The organism is Sphingomonas sp. MMS24-J13, from assembly GCF_044905095.1.
Classification (GTDB): domain Bacteria; phylum Pseudomonadota; class Alphaproteobacteria; order Sphingomonadales; family Sphingomonadaceae; genus Sphingomonas_I.
On the sequence record NZ_CP173258.1, the window covers coordinates 1,902,642 to 1,918,850 of the forward strand.

Below are 16,209 nucleotides of genomic sequence, written 5' to 3' on the forward strand. Positions count from 1 at the left end.
CCGGGATAAAACTGTCGCGGTAGCCTGCGAAGCCGTGTTTCAATTCTGTCCCGACGCTATGGGAAGATCACTGCTCTGGTCCAAGTCGGCATAGCGCACACCGCTCTCGAAGGCGCGTACGAGCGTCGCAACGGTAGCACGCAGCATTGCCTCTGCCGGCGCGCCTGTCGAACTCAATTGGGCCATGAATGCGGGATGGACATAGACCATGACCGCATCGCGGACGACGTTGGCAGCCATGGCGATATCATCGACGCGCCATTCACCACCCGCTACCGCCTTTTCGATCAAACGGGCGACAAGCGCCGTCATTTTTTCGGCATAGGCGGCGATCATATCGGGGCGCTCGACAACGATGCGCCGATAGAGATCGTGGATCTCGCGATCGCCAAGGAAACGTTCGCGCTTGTGGCGGTGAAGGTCGATCAACATCGCCATCAGGCGCGCGGCCGGAGGCCCGTCAGCATCGATATGCTCGGCCGCCAATCTGGCTTCGTCGTCCATCGCTTCTTGGGCGATGGCGTCCATGATCGCGCTCTTTGAGCGATAGAAACGGTAGAGGGCGGCGTGGCTAACGCCCATGTCGCGCGCGACATCGGTCACATTCGTTTTGCTTTCGCCGAACCGACGAACCTGCGCCTTTGCGCTTTCGAGAATGCTTGCCGCCGAGAGCGGCGGCGCGGGATTGTCCTTCATACCCGGGGGTATAGGCGCAGATCGAACGCGAAACAATCTACAGGTTACATATAACACATCTTGTAACATGAACTCAGCGATGCGATATGCTGCTTGACTTATGCGGAGGAAGACATGGCGATTGCATTCGTGACGGGAGCGACGGGATTGCTCGGCAGTCACTTGGTAGAGCGACTGGTCCGGGAGGGCTGGACGGTCCGCGCGCTCCATCGCAAGCCGGAAGACGCGGCAAAGCTACGCAAGATCGGCGCTGAGCCGATCGCCGGCGATCTGGCCGATCCCTCAGCGCTCCGGCGCGGCGTCGCCGGGGCCTATGCCGTTTTCCATGCAGCGGCGCTGTTCACCATGTGGGCGCCGGCGGCCGATTTCGAACGGGCGAATGTCGAAGGGACCAGCAACTTGCTGGCGGCCGCGCTAGCGGAGCGCGTCTCCCGCTTCGTGTACATCAGCGCTGCGGGCGTCGTGATGGGAGATGGCAAGCCGATGACCGATATATCCGAGGAGACCCCCCTCGCCTACCCGGCCTGGGCTCCCTATCTCGCATCCAAGGCGCGCGCGCAGAAACTCGTCCTCGACGCGGACACTGCCGGCGGACTCCGTACCGCGGTGATCATGCCGCCGCTCATCTGGGGCGTCGGCATGCCAATGCTCGATCACATGGTTGAGGACGTGAAGGCGGGCCGTTTCGCCTGGCCCGCCGGCGGCAAGCAGATCATGTCGACCGCCCATGTCGACAATGTCTGCGCATGCGCGATCCTTGCCGCCGAGAAATCGCCCGGAGGCCGGGCTTATTTCGTGACGGACGGAAAGAACCAACCGTTGCGTACGGTAATCACCGAATTGGTCGGGACCAAGGGTGTGGAGATCGAGGCCCGCAATGCGCCGCTTGGCATGGCCTGGCTCATGGCGGGTGTGATGGAGTTCGTCTGGCGCACCTTTGGTCGCGCGGGGGAGCCGCCGCTGACGCGGCAGATGCTACGGATGGTCGGGTATGACTTCACCATCTCCGATCGCCGCGCCCGCGAAGAGCTGGGCTATGCACCTGTCACCAGCTGGACGCAGGGCATCGCCGCAATGCGCGGCTCTGCCTGAGCCTTTCGAGCGCCCGCTATCGGAACGAACTATCGTCTTACCCGCCGCCCACAGTTCAGCCGGCATGGCACGTGCCCCGCGCGTCGGCCGGTCTCGGCGCGACCTACGCGCACCGTTGCGACCGGGCGCGGCGACGCGCTCCTTCTTGTCGTCGCCGCAAGCCAGTGCCTATGCGATCGGCACAATTGCGCGCATCGAAGGCTTCAGCCTTTCGGCGGGTTCGACGAGTAGATGATGGAGGCGATCCTCCAGCCCTCGACGCCTTTCACCAGCTGCCAGCTTTCGGTCCCCCGGTTCTGTTCCTTGCCATCGATGAGGAAGCTAAAGTCAAATGTGACGGTGGCGATCGCGCCATCACTACGGACCTGGAGGTTGGTGTGTTGCGGATCGAGGCGCGACGGGCTGGTGGCCACCAGCTTGACGAAGGAGTCCACGCTGCCCGGCTTGAGCTTCGGCGTATCCGGAGACTTGGCGCGCGCCTGTTTCAGGCCCTCGTCCGAGAGCACGCTGAACCAGGCTGTGCCGGTTGGCAAGAACAGGGCCGCGAGGCGCGGAGCGTCGTGGGACACCACGGCCTGATGATAAGCGCTGATCAGATGGTCGACGTCGACGCTATCGTCGGCGGTAGAAGCCAAGGCCGGAGAGAATGTCATTGTCAGCACGCCGATGGCGGCGAGCGAGCGGCGATGAATATGGGACATGCGTGGATACCTCGTTTCTGAGGCGGCCGGCATGCCGCGGGACCGCATGATCAGCGAATAAAGAAACCGTAAAATTGCGCTGAGCAGGAGGCGCCTAGCGCCGCAGCGCAGGGCCGAGAGTCGCAAGCTTCGCCGCGGTGTTGCGCGCCAATGCCCCGGTCGGCCCGGCCGCGAAACCCGACCAGACCACACTCCCCGAATCGAGATCCGTCGCGCTCATCGCGAGCTCCGGTGCCCCGTTCCAGATGATCAGGCGAGACCGGATGGCAAGGCGCCGCCGGACGCCGTCACGCGCGACCGCCCGAGGGACGACGCGGCCGCCGTCGATCCTTACCGCTCCGTCAATCATGACCGCGCTGAGCGACTTCGCGAGTGGCTCCAGAGTGGAGGCGCCGGTATCATTAAGGACAGGATCCACCACGAGGTCGACCGGACGCGGTGACGGCCGTAACAGCAGAACGCCCACCCCAAGCAGGATCACTGTGGTCAAAAGCATTATTGGACTGCCTGGCCACGATCTTCGCCGAGGCGCGCTCGGACCAGGTTCAAGTTGCGCACCCGGTGTAAGCCGATAGCCGCGTTTGTTGATGGTGACGATGTATCGCGGCGCGGCGGGATCGTCCCCCAGCGCCCGTCGCAGATGGCCGACGACCACCGCCACGCTGTTGGCGCTGACCGAGCGGCCCTGCCAGACCGCATCGATCAACTCGTCCTTGCCGACGACCTCGCCCCTGCGACGGCAGAGGAGCTCAAGCGTGCGAGCAGCCCGGTCCTCCAGTCGACGCGCAGCGCTACCATCGCGGAGGATCGGTTCGGCCGGATCGAAATGCCAGCGACCAATTTGATAGTGATCAACCATGCCGCAGGAGAGCGCCGCTACGTTCGTTTGCGCGAAGGACCTGCGAGTATAGCGGGGCAATCGCCTCGCTGGAGTCCGGCCGACAGGCCGATCTCAATCGGCACGGCGCGACCGTCGGAGGCAAGATTATAACCGACTCGTCCGGTCCGGCGGCGTGGGGCATCTGTCGACCATAGCCGATTGTCCGAAGGAAAATCACCAAGGCGGCTTGGGCGGGATGGCACGAGTGCGCACAGGGGAAATGATTACCCGTGCCATCCGCGGAAACCTCCTGTTACGATCTGGTCAGCCGGCTGGCTGCGAGCCAATCGGAAATGGCCTGAACCAGCTCCTGCTTGCATTCCAAAGGCAGCCAGTGCGCGCCGGACAAATTTGTCACGGTCAGGTTGGGGCAGGCGGCCCGCATCGGCTCGCCATAGCGATTCCCGTTAATGGTGTTGATTGCATCGAGTTCGCCGTTGACGAACAATAGCGGCTGAGAAATGCGACCACCGTTCGGTGCCCGGCGCGCGAAAGCAATGTTGGCGTCGTCGTTGAGATACCAAGAGCAGGGCCCACGGAAGCCATGGGCCTCGAAGGCCCGCACGAGCGCGCCGAAATCCGCCGCTGGCCAGAGCGCCGCGTCAGCTTTGGTGGGTGGGGCGCGGTGCGTGGCGCCGAAACGCCCACCCTTGCGCGTGACCATGGCATTCGGCGAAGGCTTGCCGACGCTGGCGGGGTCCCCTCGCCGAAAGATCGACGCCAGTGAGGACGATTTGTCCGCATCCAGATCCGCGACCGCCGACGCAAAGTGCGTCGTGTAGTAGCGGTAATAGTCCCATTGACCGTCGGGATATTGATCAGCCGGATAGATCGCGCGGTCAACCAGCGGGACGAGCGTGGGCAACGCGTTCGCGTCGGGAAAATAGGGTACCGACACGAGCACGGCCCCTCGACTGCGCTGGGGCTGGTGCGCGATCAACGCACCAACGATGACGCTGCCCCAGTCATGGCCGACCCAGATCGCCGGTTTGCCGCCAAGATGGTCGTGGAGTTCAACCATATCCGCCACGACCTGTTCGTTGGTGTAGGCATCGCTGGCCGCGGGGATTGAAGAGTCACCGAAGCCCCGCAGGTCAGGCGCGACACAACGCCACCCTTGGGCAGCGAACGCGCTCATTTGGGCCCGCCAAACGAGACCGATTTCCGGCCAGCCGTGGAGGAATATCATCAGCGGTCCGTCCGCCGGTCCGCTTTCGAGATAATGTGTCCTGTGGCGAGCTGTGCTTAGCGTATGCGAAACGAAATTTGTGGGCATAGCCGATGCCATCTCCGCGATCGCAACGCCGCCCATCGCGACAAGCAACGCCCGTCTATCGAGCAAGATCGTGGAAAGAAAGCTGGGTGACTGCCGTGGGGTCGTCATTTCAACTACTCCGATGGGCATATGCGGGAAAAGCGGTCGCTCGCACCAGGAACCGTTAGCTGGCGTGTGTGGCCGTCGCCCTGCTGCTTACCGGCGCGCGTTCGTCGAGAAGACGTTCCGACTTGAGGTCCGTCCAAAAATCGGCCGGAATGGGCTCGCGCACTAAAGCCAGATTATTCTCCACCTCCGTTGCAGAGCGCGCGCCGGGGATGACGCTCGCGACCAGAGGGTGAAGCAGCGGAAATTGAAGGGCCGCCGCCTGAAGCGAAACTTTGTGGCGACGGCAGACCGCCTCGATTCGACTTACCTTTTCGAGAATCGAGGGAGTGGCCGGTCGGTAATTGTAGACCGCGCCAGCAACGGCGCCGGTCGCCAGAATGCCAGAATTGTAGGGACCGCCGATCACCAGACTGATCCCGCGCTCTTCGCAAAGCGGCAGCAATCGGTCGAGGGATTCCTGATCCAACAGCGTGTAGCGGCCGGCGAGCAGGAAATAATCGAAGTCTCCGGCCGCCGCGAAATCACAGAGCATCTGCCACTGCGTGATGCCAACCCCGATCGCCTTGATCAGCCCTTGGCCGCGCAACTCGGCAAGCGCACGATAAGCGCCATCCATCGCTGCCTTGAAGTGCGAGCGGCTATAGGGGTCGAGCCCCGCACTGACCGCATTGTCGTCGGGATCGTGAATGGCGAGCATGTCGATAAACGGCGTGTCGAGGCGCGTCAGGGTCGCCTCGAACGATCGCATCACCCCGTCATAACTGAAATCGATATCCGCGCGCATGGGCAGCGGCTGATCCCAAATGCCCGGCTTGACCTCGGCGGGATCGACCGGCGTGAGGCTTCGCCCGACCTTAGAAGAGATAATGATCTCTTCGCGAGCCAAGGGTTTAATCGCCTGACCGAGGCGGATTTCGCTCAGTCCCAGCCCATACATCGGCGCGGTATCGTAGTAGGAGATGCCGCACGCCGCGGCCGCCTCGACGGCGGCAAACGCGCTCGCATCGTCAAGCGACTTGAACATATTACCTAATGCCGTGCCCCCGAACCCGAGTTCGCTCACGGAAAGTTCGGTGCGGCCGATCCGCCGCTCAGTCATAGGTCGACCCATTGTCGCCTCCATATTGATCTTGAGCGGCGCGAGAACAGCATCGATGGCAGATGCCCCCGAGGCCTGGCGCTTCGGCTGGGCGCCCGGCCGGCAGACACCTCAGCAACACATCTGCCCGATCAGCGAATATCCCGGCTGCGAATCCGGCACCACGTCTGGAGTGGCCTCGGCTACGCGTTAGCGGAGGGCGAACGGCCGAAAAATTCGATCGTGTGGCCTTCTGGACCGCGGACATAGGCAACGTGGTCACCAGCGTGGGGCCCATCGGCCACAGATTGAGGCTCGCCGAGCCGATTCCAACCAGCCGCTTCGACCCGCCTCAGCATCTCGTCGATATCAGAGACGGCGAACGTGATATGCGCCGAGCCGACATCGCATGAACGCGGTTTGATGATCTGTCGGTCCGCCGGAGCGAGATATTCGAGGAGCTCAATCTTATGCCCGTCGGGCGTATTGAGAACAGCGATATGCAGGTTGGCACCCTTAACGCCAACGATGTTCTCAACATAAGGGCCGTCGCCGATGACTCTTCTGGCCAACAACTCAAATCCCAGAACCCCGCACCAAAACTCAAGGGCGGTATCCAGGGACGAAACTGTTAGTCCTGTATGGACCGTGCGAAGGACGAGAGTTTCGTTCTTTGTTTCGGACATTATGTCCTCCTCATATTGATCGCGAAAACCGAAGTAGCCGCCTGAATTCCCAAGGGGTTTCGAACACCGGGGGTCTGGGAGCAACCGCCGTCTGTTGCATGTGCACAGAGTGCACCGTGCCGCCGGCTGCTATGCCGCGAGGCGCAATGAAGCGCTGATCATAGAAAGCCGACGCGGTCTTTATGGAATGGCAGCCACTCGAGGCCGAACCGATCGCGGCCCAGGCCGCTCCGCGATCACCCTGCCAAGCCAGGTATTGTGCGGTTCCCCTCAAACCTTCGACGCCGCTCGGGCTTTTTTGCTGACGCCTATCAGAACGGTCAGACAAACCGCTCCCAGCATTGGGCCGGCGGCGAGGACCAGGAGGGACATTGCGAGCGAGTGCGTGGCGTCCACGATCGCGCCGGCCGCCAGCGGAACGAGGACATTCGCGGACTGCCAGGATGCGTTGGCCACACCTGCCGAAAAGCCCAGTCGGCGGTGATCAACCTGATCGGCCAGAATCGCGCTGATGAGCGGCCAGAATGCGAAAGCCGAAACGCCCAGAGCAAAACCCGCCAGACAAAATCCGGAGAAGGTCGTCTGGCGTCCGAAGATCGCCAGAACCATGGGGAAGATGAGGAGCCCCAGGATTACGAACTGCGGCCGGTAGGCCGCCACCCGGTCTGACAGGAGCCCATAGATCGGAATCGCGATCGAGCCGCCGAGCCCGAACATAACCACGACCGTCGCCGCCTTTTCAGCACCGAAGGCATGGCTTTTGACGAGAAGCAGATTGGAGCAAAAGGTGAAGCCGTAGGTCCCCCAACTCGCGCCGAAGCCGGCGAGACAGACGAGCAGCAGCCGGGCCCCGAAGTAAGCGCCGCCATGCTCGTCGACGTGGCTTATGCCCAAGTCGGGCTCCGTCCCCTCGGCGGAAGGCGCGTCCGCGGGAACCACCAGAAAGGTAAAGGTCGCAAGCGCCACCGCATAAATGCCCAGAATATAATAAAGCTGGGACCACCCAAGATGGTCGATGATACGCGGGAAGATCAGATTGGCAGCGACGATCGCCAAGGGCCCCGCCATCGCAAGGAATCCGAAGGCAAAACCGCGCTCTTTTTTGGTGAACCACGGCGAGCTGACCTTGATGGTGGCAGCATAGAAGCTGCCCGAGGATATTCCCATCAGCGTCTGGACGACCAAGCCCTGGGAGGCGGTCTCGATCAGACCGAATCCTCCAGTCGCGCCTGCCAACAGGAAGAGAGCGGTCACAAGAACGCGGCGGCTTCCAAACCGGTCGATCAGGACGCCACCCAGAGCATTCGCCGGGACGTAACCGATGTAGAAGAGCGTGACAAAAAGGCCGAGCTGATAGGCGGTCGAGCCGAGCGTCTGGGATGCGCTCGCGGCAACGTTGCTCCATGCAAGCCGGATGAAATAGGACGAGAACATGACCGCCACCATGTTTCCGAGCAGGATCCAGCGGAACGACGGGTGCTTGACAAGCACCCGCCTCCGGATCGCGACGGGCATGTCAGTGGATTCAGCCGCGCGTTCTGCCCCCATGGTCACCATTTCACGTCCAGTTGGACGCCCACTTCACGTGGCCGCTGCAGCGAAACCGTACTGGCGAAGGGTATGCCCGACGAGCCGCCGGCTGAAATGAAACCAGGATATTCCTTGTCGAGCAGGTTCTTGCCATAAGCTGAAATTTGCCACCGCGCGCCAGCTGGCGCGTACACCAATCGGGCATCGAGCAGGAACAGCGAGGGCTGTTGCGCCAGCGGATCCGAACTCGAACTAGGATTGTAGGAGCTTCTGAAGACGCCATCGACCGATGGCGTGACAGTCCCGCTCCCGATCGGGATGGCATAATCGACATGCGCCGTAGCGGACCATTTCGACGCGAATGGCGTCCGGACCCCCGACAGGTCCTGCGAACATGGCGCCGGGGAGACCAGCGCCAGGGCGACCGTGCACGTCCCGTTCGGGAATTTGGTGTAATGAGCATCGAGATAGGAGAGCGATGCGCCAACCGTCATGCCAAGGACGGGGCGGACAGTGAGCGATGTTTCGACGCCTTTGCTGACCGATGACGCCGCATTGGCCGTGATGAAGCGGCCGTTCGTCAGTACGGACGTCTGGACGTCGGTATAGTCGGTGTGGAAGGCCGTCACGGCGAGATCGACCTTGTTATCGGCTAGCCGCGCCTTGAAGCCAGCTTCGACGTCCACCGCTTTCTCCGGCTTGAAGATGGCGGTTGCCGGATCGCTGCCGGTCGCCGTCCAGTCGAGGCCACCGGCCTTCACGCCGCGGACTGCACGCACGAAGAAATTCAGATTCTGGCTGGCGCGATAGCTCACGACGATCTGCGGCATCGCGTGCTTCTCGGGAGCCTCGAGCCCTTGGAAATCGTGCGGAATGCCCTGCTTTGCGGCCAGGATGTATTGATCAAGCGCCGGATTGCGATCGCCGCTGATCACGTCCGCACCATATAATTGCTGCTCGCCATGCCGCCAAACGCGCGTGTAGCGAAAGCCCGGCTCGATCGCGAACTTGCCCAGCTTCCAGGTAAGATCGGCGAACCCCGACAGCGTCCACACGCGCATATCAAGATCGGTCGTCCGCGCAAACGGCGGAAGCGGATTGGCAATGCCCAATCCAGCCTGGTTGAAGCTCTGGACACTCTGCGCGTGCTGGAGGCCCCGTGATACATATGTGCCAGCGAGGAATGAAACGTTGTCGGTCAGGTCGCCGGACAGCCGCGTCTCGTTACTGAATTCGCGAAAGTGATCACGGGTTTCGTAAAACCCGCCGGCCGCCGTGGTATGCGACGTGTTAGCACCCTGATTCCACTGAAATTGCCAGTAGCTGGTGGTGGATGTCAGCGTGGCGAAACCGAGGTCGGTGCGCAGCTGGCCGTAGAAAATGTCCTGGTTCATGCGCATGAAGTCAGAATCTACGTTGAAGGGTGCCGGCTGCCCCCTGTTCACCGTGGTCCCGAGACCAGTCACCGTCAGGAACGGAAAGTGCAACGGGTCTTCGTACAGGCCGAGCACCGTTCCCCAGCTGCGGAGCGAGTCATGCTCATACTTTAGCGTGATGGTCGTGTTGTCCGTCGGCTCGAGTACCATGATGATGCGGCCGGCTGCGTCCCGATTTGCCGGGCCGTAAGGATGCCGGCTCGGATAGAGATTATGGACCCAGCCCTTGGCGAGATTATCGAAATAGCCGGAGGCACGAACCGACACTTTGTCACCGAGCGGCACCGTCACGCCCCCGCGCAAGGTCGTTTCGTGCGCGTTGAACTCGTACTGCGCGGACAGGTCGGCGGTAAAATCGCGCCCTGGCTTCCGCGTCGTCAGCGCAACGGCGCCGGCCGTCGTGCTGTTGCCGAACGTAATCGCCTGCGGACCACGAAGCACATCGACATTTTCCATATCGAAGATGGGCATTCGACCCTGCTCGTTTCGGCCGAACGAAGCGTCATCGACGAACAGACCGGTCGATTGCTCAAACGAGAAGCTCGACCCGGCGGAGCCGCCGCCGCGCATCGACCTGAAAGTTCCGGTCGAACCGTTCGAAAAGGTGAAGTTCGGGACGTAGACCGCGAGCGAGTTCAAGGCGGTTATCCGCTTGTCCTGCAGCTGGGCGCCCGATAGCGAACTGATGGAGACCGGGACGGCAACCGCAAACTCACGCACCTTTCGCGCGGTCACGACAATATCGGAAACTGCCGCCTCCGTTTGCGGTGCTGGGGCTGGATCGGCTGACTGCGGTGCAGAGTTAGCCACCTGAGCGGTCGCGGGGCACGCTGTACCAAAGACTGCTACTGTCACGAGCGCGATGGTCGCGGACGAACCAAGGCATACGTTGCCAAATCTTCTCATCGAACCCCTCCATTGTTGTCATTTTTCTAGGCGCTCAATGGATCATCCAATTTCGACTGCCGCATCATCGAAAACGATTCGGTGCACTTGGTGCCCGCTTGAGTAGTGACTGGAGCGTGTTCGGTAGACCGCCCACGCGCGATGCCACTAGGCTAAGAGCCAGCAAGAACCAGAATCAGGACCATTGATTGCGCCGAAAGAGGGCGGCGGCAGCTATGCAGATGGCGGACATGGGCGTGTATGCATCGATCGAGGCGCCGGTGGCTACGACGCCAATCCTCCTAGCCTGTCGAACATGATCTCGATCTTTTGGCGCTTCTATAGAGCGTCGGATCGTGCTGGACTGGTACGTTCTGGTACGCCTTTGAGGCAGTGTAGGCGGTAGCCGCGGGGTCGGCGACGCTGCCGGAAACCCGTCGACATAACCGCCTGAAGCTCACCGCGGCGACGAACGCGAGGCGGCAGTCATGAGCGCAGGACATCAATTACAAAATCGATGAAGACACGTACTTTGGGTGAGAGGTGGCGGTTCGAGGGAAAAAGCACGGAGATAGGCGGCCCCGGTGCTGCATATTCGGACAAGACTTGCACAAGCTGGCCCGATTTCAGATATGGCTCAGCCATATAAGTATGCAGCTGGACGAGACCGTCGCCGGCAATGCCGGCATCGACGATAACATCGTTGCTGTCGAAGCCGAGCGTCCCTGCCACTTCTCGTTCGAACAGGCTGCCATCGTGCGGCGATGCGAATTTCCAGGTAGCGTATGACGCCTTGCCATGTGGCACTCTTCGAATGCAGGTGAAGCGTTCAAGGTCATCCGGACTTTCCGGCTTGCCATGTTTCTCGATGAAGGAGGGGGCGGCACAGACGATATAGCAAACGCTACCGACCCGGCGAACCATCAACCGCGAGTCCCGCGGCTCCCCGATGCGCACGACTGCATCCAATCCTGTATCGATCAGGTCGGTCAATCGGTCGTCGAAGGATGCGTCGATCCGCAGCGCGGGATATTTACCCGTCAGAGTCACAAGCGCCGGCACGATCTTCAATCGTCCGAGCGCTGTCGGGAGCTCGACCCGCAAGACGCCCGCAGGGACGGTCGCGCGCTCCCGTATCGACCGCTCGGCATCATCCAGTTCCGCCAATAGCCTTTCGCACGTTTGAAAGAACAAGCGCCCCTCCTCGGTCAAGCCGAGCGACCGCGTCGTCCGCTGGAAGAGCCGGAGTTCCAGACGGTCCTCGAGACGCGCGACGCTCTTGCTCACCGCCGAGGATGAGATGCCAAGCGCCCTGGCGGCTTTCGCGAAGCTGCCAAGCTCCGCCACACGAACAAAGGCGAGGATGCTCCCCAACTTGTCCGTAGCCATGCGCGACGCTCCATCTACAACCCTAGGCGCGTCCTAGCCGCTTTCCGGTGATTGCGTAATCCTGGGAAGCAAACCGCTGACCTTGGCACGGCTTTCGAACCTTGGCGCGACCGATCATCTCCTGACCAAGGCTCACGGCGCTTCGCCGCAGGCTACTGACCAGGAGGCGGCGGATGTCGCACGTGATTGGAGCGCTTCGCGTCGTCTTGAGCGCGCTCGTGGCCGTTTTCTGCATCGCGTCGCTCTACGCGATCGTGTCCAACCCCCTCCCCGTGTGGACGATGGTAGTGGTCGTTGCATGTTTGATCGTTGCGGTGTGGGGTGCGGCATTGCTCATCCGTCACCCCAATGGATATTTCTTTGAACCGCTCCTCGTTCTGCTGCCAGGGCTGGTCGCGGGGCGCCTCCTGTCGACGACCTGGCTTATCCCGGCGGGACAGCCAGCACCCAAGGTTGACGGACTGATGCTGGGCGAGACAGGGCCGGGAATCCCTTTCATCGAGCCGCTTACATTGGTCCTCGGGGCGGCCGTCGCGCTCTATATGCTGGCGCAGGCGCAACGAACAATTTCCGGGGGTTCTGGGGACGCGAGTTTCCGCGCTGCCGATTGGATCGCGACCCTATTGCGCGCCTATGTCGGGTTGATGTTCATTTCCCATTTCACGGGACACGTCTTTGCAGGGCCAATTCCGTTCGACGTCTTTGTCGACTATTTCGGTAAGATCGGCATGCCATTTCCGTCGGCCTCGGTCGTATTGGCCGGCCTGATCGAGATTACGGTCTGCATTGGCCTCGCGTTCGGCCTGATGACCCGCCCGATTGCGGTCTTGGGCACCGTCTATCTGCTGTTCGCGGTAGGCATCGGCGGACATTTCAGCATCGGTTACAGCTGGGCCTTGCCTGGTCTCGGTGTGGAGTTCCCGGTGTTCTGGGCCTTTGCGGTCGCCCTATTCGGGATCTTTGGGGCGGGCCCGATCTCTCTCGATGCGAGGCTTGGTCTCAATACATCCCCCCAAGCTCTCATGGCTCGCGCGCGGGCCAGCAACCAGAATGGAGAGGTAGGATGAAAATCGGCATTGTTGGAGCAGGCAAGATTGGCGGACTGATCGGGACCTTGTGGTCAAGGTCCGGTCACGACGTCATGTTCGCTTCGCGCCACCCGGAGTCGCTGTCCGAACTGGTCGAAGCGGCCGGTGGTGCTGCGACTACCGGCACCCCGGATCAGGCGATCGCGTTCGGGGACGTCATCTTGCTATCGATCCCCTTCAAGGAATTGCCCGCGTTCGGGCCGGCCAATCATCTTGCGCTCGAGCGCAAGGTCGTCCTCGACACAAGCAACCCCACGTTGAGCAGGGATGGCGCGCTGGCAGAAGAAGTTCTCGGGTCGGGCAGAGGCACAGGCGCGTACCTGCGCGAATGGCTCCCAGGTGTCCGTGTCGTGCGCGCGTTCAATACCGTATGGGACAAGGTCCTCGCCAACGAAGCGCACCGGGTGGAACCGCGCGTCGGCATCCCGCTTGCATCGGATGACGACGAAGCGTTGCAGATCGCATCCGCGCTCGTCGTCGATGCCGGCTTCGATCCCGTGATCGTGGGCGCACTTGACCGCTCGCGCGAGTTCGATCGTGGGACCGAGGTCTATGACACCGGCATGACGGGTTCCGCGATCCGTGAGGCGTTGGGCCTTTCCAGGGACGGTCCTTCCGGAATGTCTGAGAAGCAGCAAATTCGAGTGTCCGACGAGGTCCAGATCACCGAAGCAGCTCGAGCGGGCAATACCCCAGAGGCAGCGGATATCGAGGAACCGATCGTAAGTTATTTCAAGGCGCTGAACAGCGGAAACCTCGAGGCCGTCCTCCAATTATACACACAAGACCCTGTAATGTTGCCGTTCATGCTTCCTACTGTCGTCGGCACTGACGCTGTTCGCCGGAATTACGAGAACACGTTCCATACGATTCGCTTCAATATGCACACCACGATCGAAGAGCTCGTTCAGATGTCACCGGAATGGGCTTTCGTTCGTACGGATTCCGCTGGGATTTTCACGCCCATCCGGACCGGACAGGGCACGCCGTCCACCTTCCATGAGCTCTTTCTCCTCCAGAAGGAAAGCGACGGAAAGTGGCGCATCGCCCGGTACAGCTTTTCTCCCACTGCCAAGCTGCCCGACTTGTGATGTGCGAAGGGTGGAAGTGAGCCCTGCGCTTTCTTTCTCCCGAGCCGACCTCGGCGGCGAAGCAATCGTCTTACGGCCGGGACGATGGCGTCGCCGAGAAGATTACGGACTCGCCGGAACGAATGTCATGCCAATGGCACCAGCTTTCGGAATGCCGCTCCGAGGCTCATCTACTTGTGATCACCACGGACGCCGAGCGGCGTCCCGCTTCTCGGAGGCAACATGGACACGCAGATCAAAGGCCGCGTCGCACTAGTGACCGGGGCCAGCCAGGGCATTGGTGAGGCAATCGCGCGTGCGTTGCACCGCGAAGGCGTCAAGGTTGCCCTGCTCGCCCGCAATGCCGAGCGGCTCGGTCGGGTCGTAGACGATCTTGGCGATGGCGCGCTCGCCGTTGGCGGCGACGTCATGAGTGCCAAAAGCTTGGCTGCCGCGATCAAGACCGCCGAGGCGACGCTTGGCCCCATCGACATCGCGGTGAACAACGCAGGCGGCGTCATATCCTCGACAGGCGGCTTGTTCCGCCCATTCGATGAGGTGCCTGACGAAGACTGGCAGGCAACGTGGGAGTTCAACGTGCTTTCTGCCGTGCGGGTCGCCCGAGCGCTCGCGCCCAAAATGGCCGAACGTGGCTGGGGACGGATTATCAACATCTCGTCCGAAAGCGGCGTCCAGCCGGACCCGATCGGTATCGAATACGGCGCTGCCAAAGGCGCGCTCAACATTCTGAGCAAAGGCCTGGCCAAAGCATATGCTGAAAAGGGCGTGCTCGTGAACGTGGTGTCGCCGGCCTTTGTCGACACGCAGACACTACGCGACGTTCTTGCGCAGCAGGAGGGCGCCGAGGCGCTTTCGCGCGACGACCTGGCAACGTACTTCCTGGCTGGATTTCGCCCGAACATCGGCGTCGGCCGCCCGTGCCGGCCCGAGGATGTCGCTGCAGCGGTCGTGTTCCTCGCCTCCGAAGGAGCAGCGTTCGTCACGGGCACCAACCTGCGCGTCGATGGCGGCTCTGTGACGACGCTATGAGGGGTTGGTGCGATGGCGATCAATCTGACCAACCAACGCGCCCCGGTGGTCGGAGCGGCCGGTGGCATCTGCAGGGCCATCGCCGAAGCGTTCTCCGACGCGGGCGCGTCCTGATCCGATCACGAGGAATAATCATCATGTCCGAAACAACAGAATTCGCGCTGACCCGCCGCGCCTTCGCCGGTGCCGCAGCAATCGGCGCATTGGCGGCAATCGCGCCGTCCGCTGTCGCGGCTGATCGCGGTGCAGACGCGGTCGAGAGGCCATTGTCGGGAAAGCCGGGTTCGTTCTGGCCGAACGGCGCACGGCTGGCGATCAGCATCTCCTTGATGTTCGAAGGCGGCGGGCAGCCGATTTCGGGCGCGGGCGGCCCGCTGTCCGAGCCGATCAAGCCCGGTTTCTCCGACCAGCCGACCAACACGTTCTTCGCTTATGGGACAAACGAGGGAATCCCGCGCGCGCTCGACTTGTTCGACAAGCACGACATCAAGGTCACGTCCTTCATGATCGGCAAGGCGATCGAACAGAATCCGGACCTGGCCCGCGAGATCGTCAAGCGCGGACACGAGCCCGGCGCACACGGCCCGACCTGGTCGGCGTCTTATGACCTCCCGCGCGAACAGGAGAAGGCGTTCATCAAGGAATCGGTCGACACCATCAAGCGTATCACCGGCCAGCAGCCTGTTGGGTGGAACGCCTTTTGGCTCCGCAACTCGATCCACATTTCGGAGACCCTGCAGGATCTCGGCTTTCTCTACAGCATCGACGAGCCAAGCCGCGACGAACCTTTCATCATCCCCGTGCGCGGCCGCGACTTCGCGATGGTGCCCTACACCATCCACATGAACGACTTTCTGTTCCCGTTCCAGGGCTACGATCCGGCCGGGCATGAGCAGTCACTGCGCGACGAGTTCGACCAGCTTTACGAAGAAGCGGCGACCAGACGCCGGCTGATGGTGATCGGCATGCACGACCGCGTCAGCGGTCACGCCAACCGCATCCGCGTGCTCGACCGCTTCTTCAAATATGCCAAGAGCCACGACGGCATCTGGTTCGCGCGGAAGGACGAGATCGCGCGCTGGGCGCTATCGCAGCGTCAGAACACCCCAATCGTACACCGCCTTCCGCCTGCGGAATCAGGGCTGCCATAATCCGCTGCAACGCCAAGCTGACGGTTCAAAAGGTCCGGGCAGATGAATGAAAGTCGCCCAGGAACGTCTGGAAAACCTTTTCGAGGCATCAAC

General features: G+C 61.8%; 14 protein-coding genes. 5 read left to right on the top strand and 9 right to left on the bottom strand.

Features of this window, described 5'->3' with window-relative positions:
• Positions 1 to 39 precede the first annotated feature (39 nt).
• Positions 40 to 603 (bottom strand): TetR/AcrR family transcriptional regulator C-terminal domain-containing protein, encoded by a 564-nt coding sequence (locus AB4Z44_RS08975; protein WP_404713697.1) that lies wholly within the window; start codon positions 601 to 603, stop codon positions 40 to 42.
• A gap of 207 nt (positions 604 to 810) precedes the next feature.
• Between AB4Z44_RS08975 and AB4Z44_RS08980 the strand changes: the two genes are divergently transcribed.
• The gene (locus AB4Z44_RS08980) at positions 811 to 1,788 is read left to right on the top strand and encodes an NAD-dependent epimerase/dehydratase family protein (protein ID WP_404713698.1); all 978 of its coding nucleotides are present in this window, start codon (positions 811 to 813) and stop codon (positions 1,786 to 1,788) included.
• 203 nt (positions 1,789 to 1,991) lie between these two features.
• On the opposite strand, the gene AB4Z44_RS08985 is transcribed toward AB4Z44_RS08980, so the two are convergent.
• From AB4Z44_RS08985 to AB4Z44_RS09020, 8 genes are all read right to left on the bottom strand, one after another.
• The gene (locus tag AB4Z44_RS08985) at positions 1,992 to 2,489 is read right to left on the bottom strand and encodes a nuclear transport factor 2 family protein (RefSeq protein WP_404713699.1); all 498 of its coding nucleotides are present in this window, start codon (positions 2,487 to 2,489) and stop codon (positions 1,992 to 1,994) included.
• 94 nt (positions 2,490 to 2,583) lie between these two features.
• Positions 2,584 to 3,348 (bottom strand): transcriptional regulator, encoded by a 765-nt coding sequence (locus tag AB4Z44_RS08990; RefSeq protein WP_404713700.1) that lies wholly within the window; start codon positions 3,346 to 3,348, stop codon positions 2,584 to 2,586.
• A gap of 274 nt (positions 3,349 to 3,622) precedes the next feature.
• On the bottom strand, positions 3,623 to 4,753 hold the full coding sequence (locus AB4Z44_RS08995; protein WP_404713701.1) for an alpha/beta fold hydrolase: 1,131 nt from the start codon (positions 4,751 to 4,753) through the stop codon (positions 3,623 to 3,625).
• A gap of 55 nt (positions 4,754 to 4,808) precedes the next feature.
• A complete protein-coding gene (locus tag AB4Z44_RS09000; protein ID WP_404713702.1) occupies positions 4,809 to 5,852 on the bottom strand; it encodes an aldo/keto reductase in 1,044 nt (347 codons plus the stop codon).
• Between the two features lie 182 nt (positions 5,853 to 6,034).
• Positions 6,035 to 6,517 (bottom strand): VOC family protein, encoded by a 483-nt coding sequence (locus AB4Z44_RS09005; protein ID WP_404713703.1) that lies wholly within the window; start codon positions 6,515 to 6,517, stop codon positions 6,035 to 6,037.
• 270 nt (positions 6,518 to 6,787) lie between these two features.
• The gene (locus AB4Z44_RS09010; protein ID WP_404713704.1) at positions 6,788 to 8,074 is read right to left on the bottom strand and encodes an MFS transporter; all 1,287 of its coding nucleotides are present in this window, start codon (positions 8,072 to 8,074) and stop codon (positions 6,788 to 6,790) included.
• Positions 8,068 to 10,389, bottom strand: coding sequence for a TonB-dependent receptor (locus AB4Z44_RS09015; protein WP_404713705.1), 2,322 nt, complete (start codon positions 10,387 to 10,389; stop codon positions 8,068 to 8,070). Before AB4Z44_RS09015 ends, AB4Z44_RS09010 begins: the two co-directional genes overlap by 7 nt.
• A gap of 465 nt (positions 10,390 to 10,854) precedes the next feature.
• Positions 10,855 to 11,757: a LysR substrate-binding domain-containing protein gene (locus AB4Z44_RS09020; RefSeq protein ID WP_404713706.1), complete on the bottom strand. Its 903-nt coding sequence runs from the start codon at positions 11,755 to 11,757 to the stop codon at positions 10,855 to 10,857.
• A 173-nt stretch (positions 11,758 to 11,930) separates the two neighbouring features.
• On the opposite strand from AB4Z44_RS09020, the gene AB4Z44_RS09025 reads away from it, so the two are divergent.
• From AB4Z44_RS09025 to AB4Z44_RS09040, 4 genes are all read left to right on the top strand, one after another.
• On the top strand, positions 11,931 to 12,824 hold the full coding sequence (locus AB4Z44_RS09025; protein WP_404713707.1) for a DoxX family protein: 894 nt from the start codon (positions 11,931 to 11,933) through the stop codon (positions 12,822 to 12,824).
• Positions 12,821 to 13,936 (top strand): NAD(P)-binding domain-containing protein, encoded by a 1,116-nt coding sequence (locus AB4Z44_RS09030; protein ID WP_404713708.1) that lies wholly within the window; start codon positions 12,821 to 12,823, stop codon positions 13,934 to 13,936. The genes AB4Z44_RS09025 and AB4Z44_RS09030 overlap by 4 nt, the downstream gene beginning before the upstream one ends.
• Positions 13,937 to 14,158: 222 nt before the next feature.
• Positions 14,159 to 14,965 (top strand): SDR family NAD(P)-dependent oxidoreductase, encoded by an 807-nt coding sequence (locus AB4Z44_RS09035; protein WP_404713709.1) that lies wholly within the window; start codon positions 14,159 to 14,161, stop codon positions 14,963 to 14,965.
• A gap of 137 nt (positions 14,966 to 15,102) precedes the next feature.
• Positions 15,103 to 16,116, top strand: a complete 1,014-nt coding sequence (locus AB4Z44_RS09040) for a polysaccharide deacetylase family protein (RefSeq protein ID WP_404713710.1) — start codon at positions 15,103 to 15,105, stop codon at positions 16,114 to 16,116.
• The last annotated feature ends 93 nt before the right edge of the window (positions 16,117 to 16,209 follow it).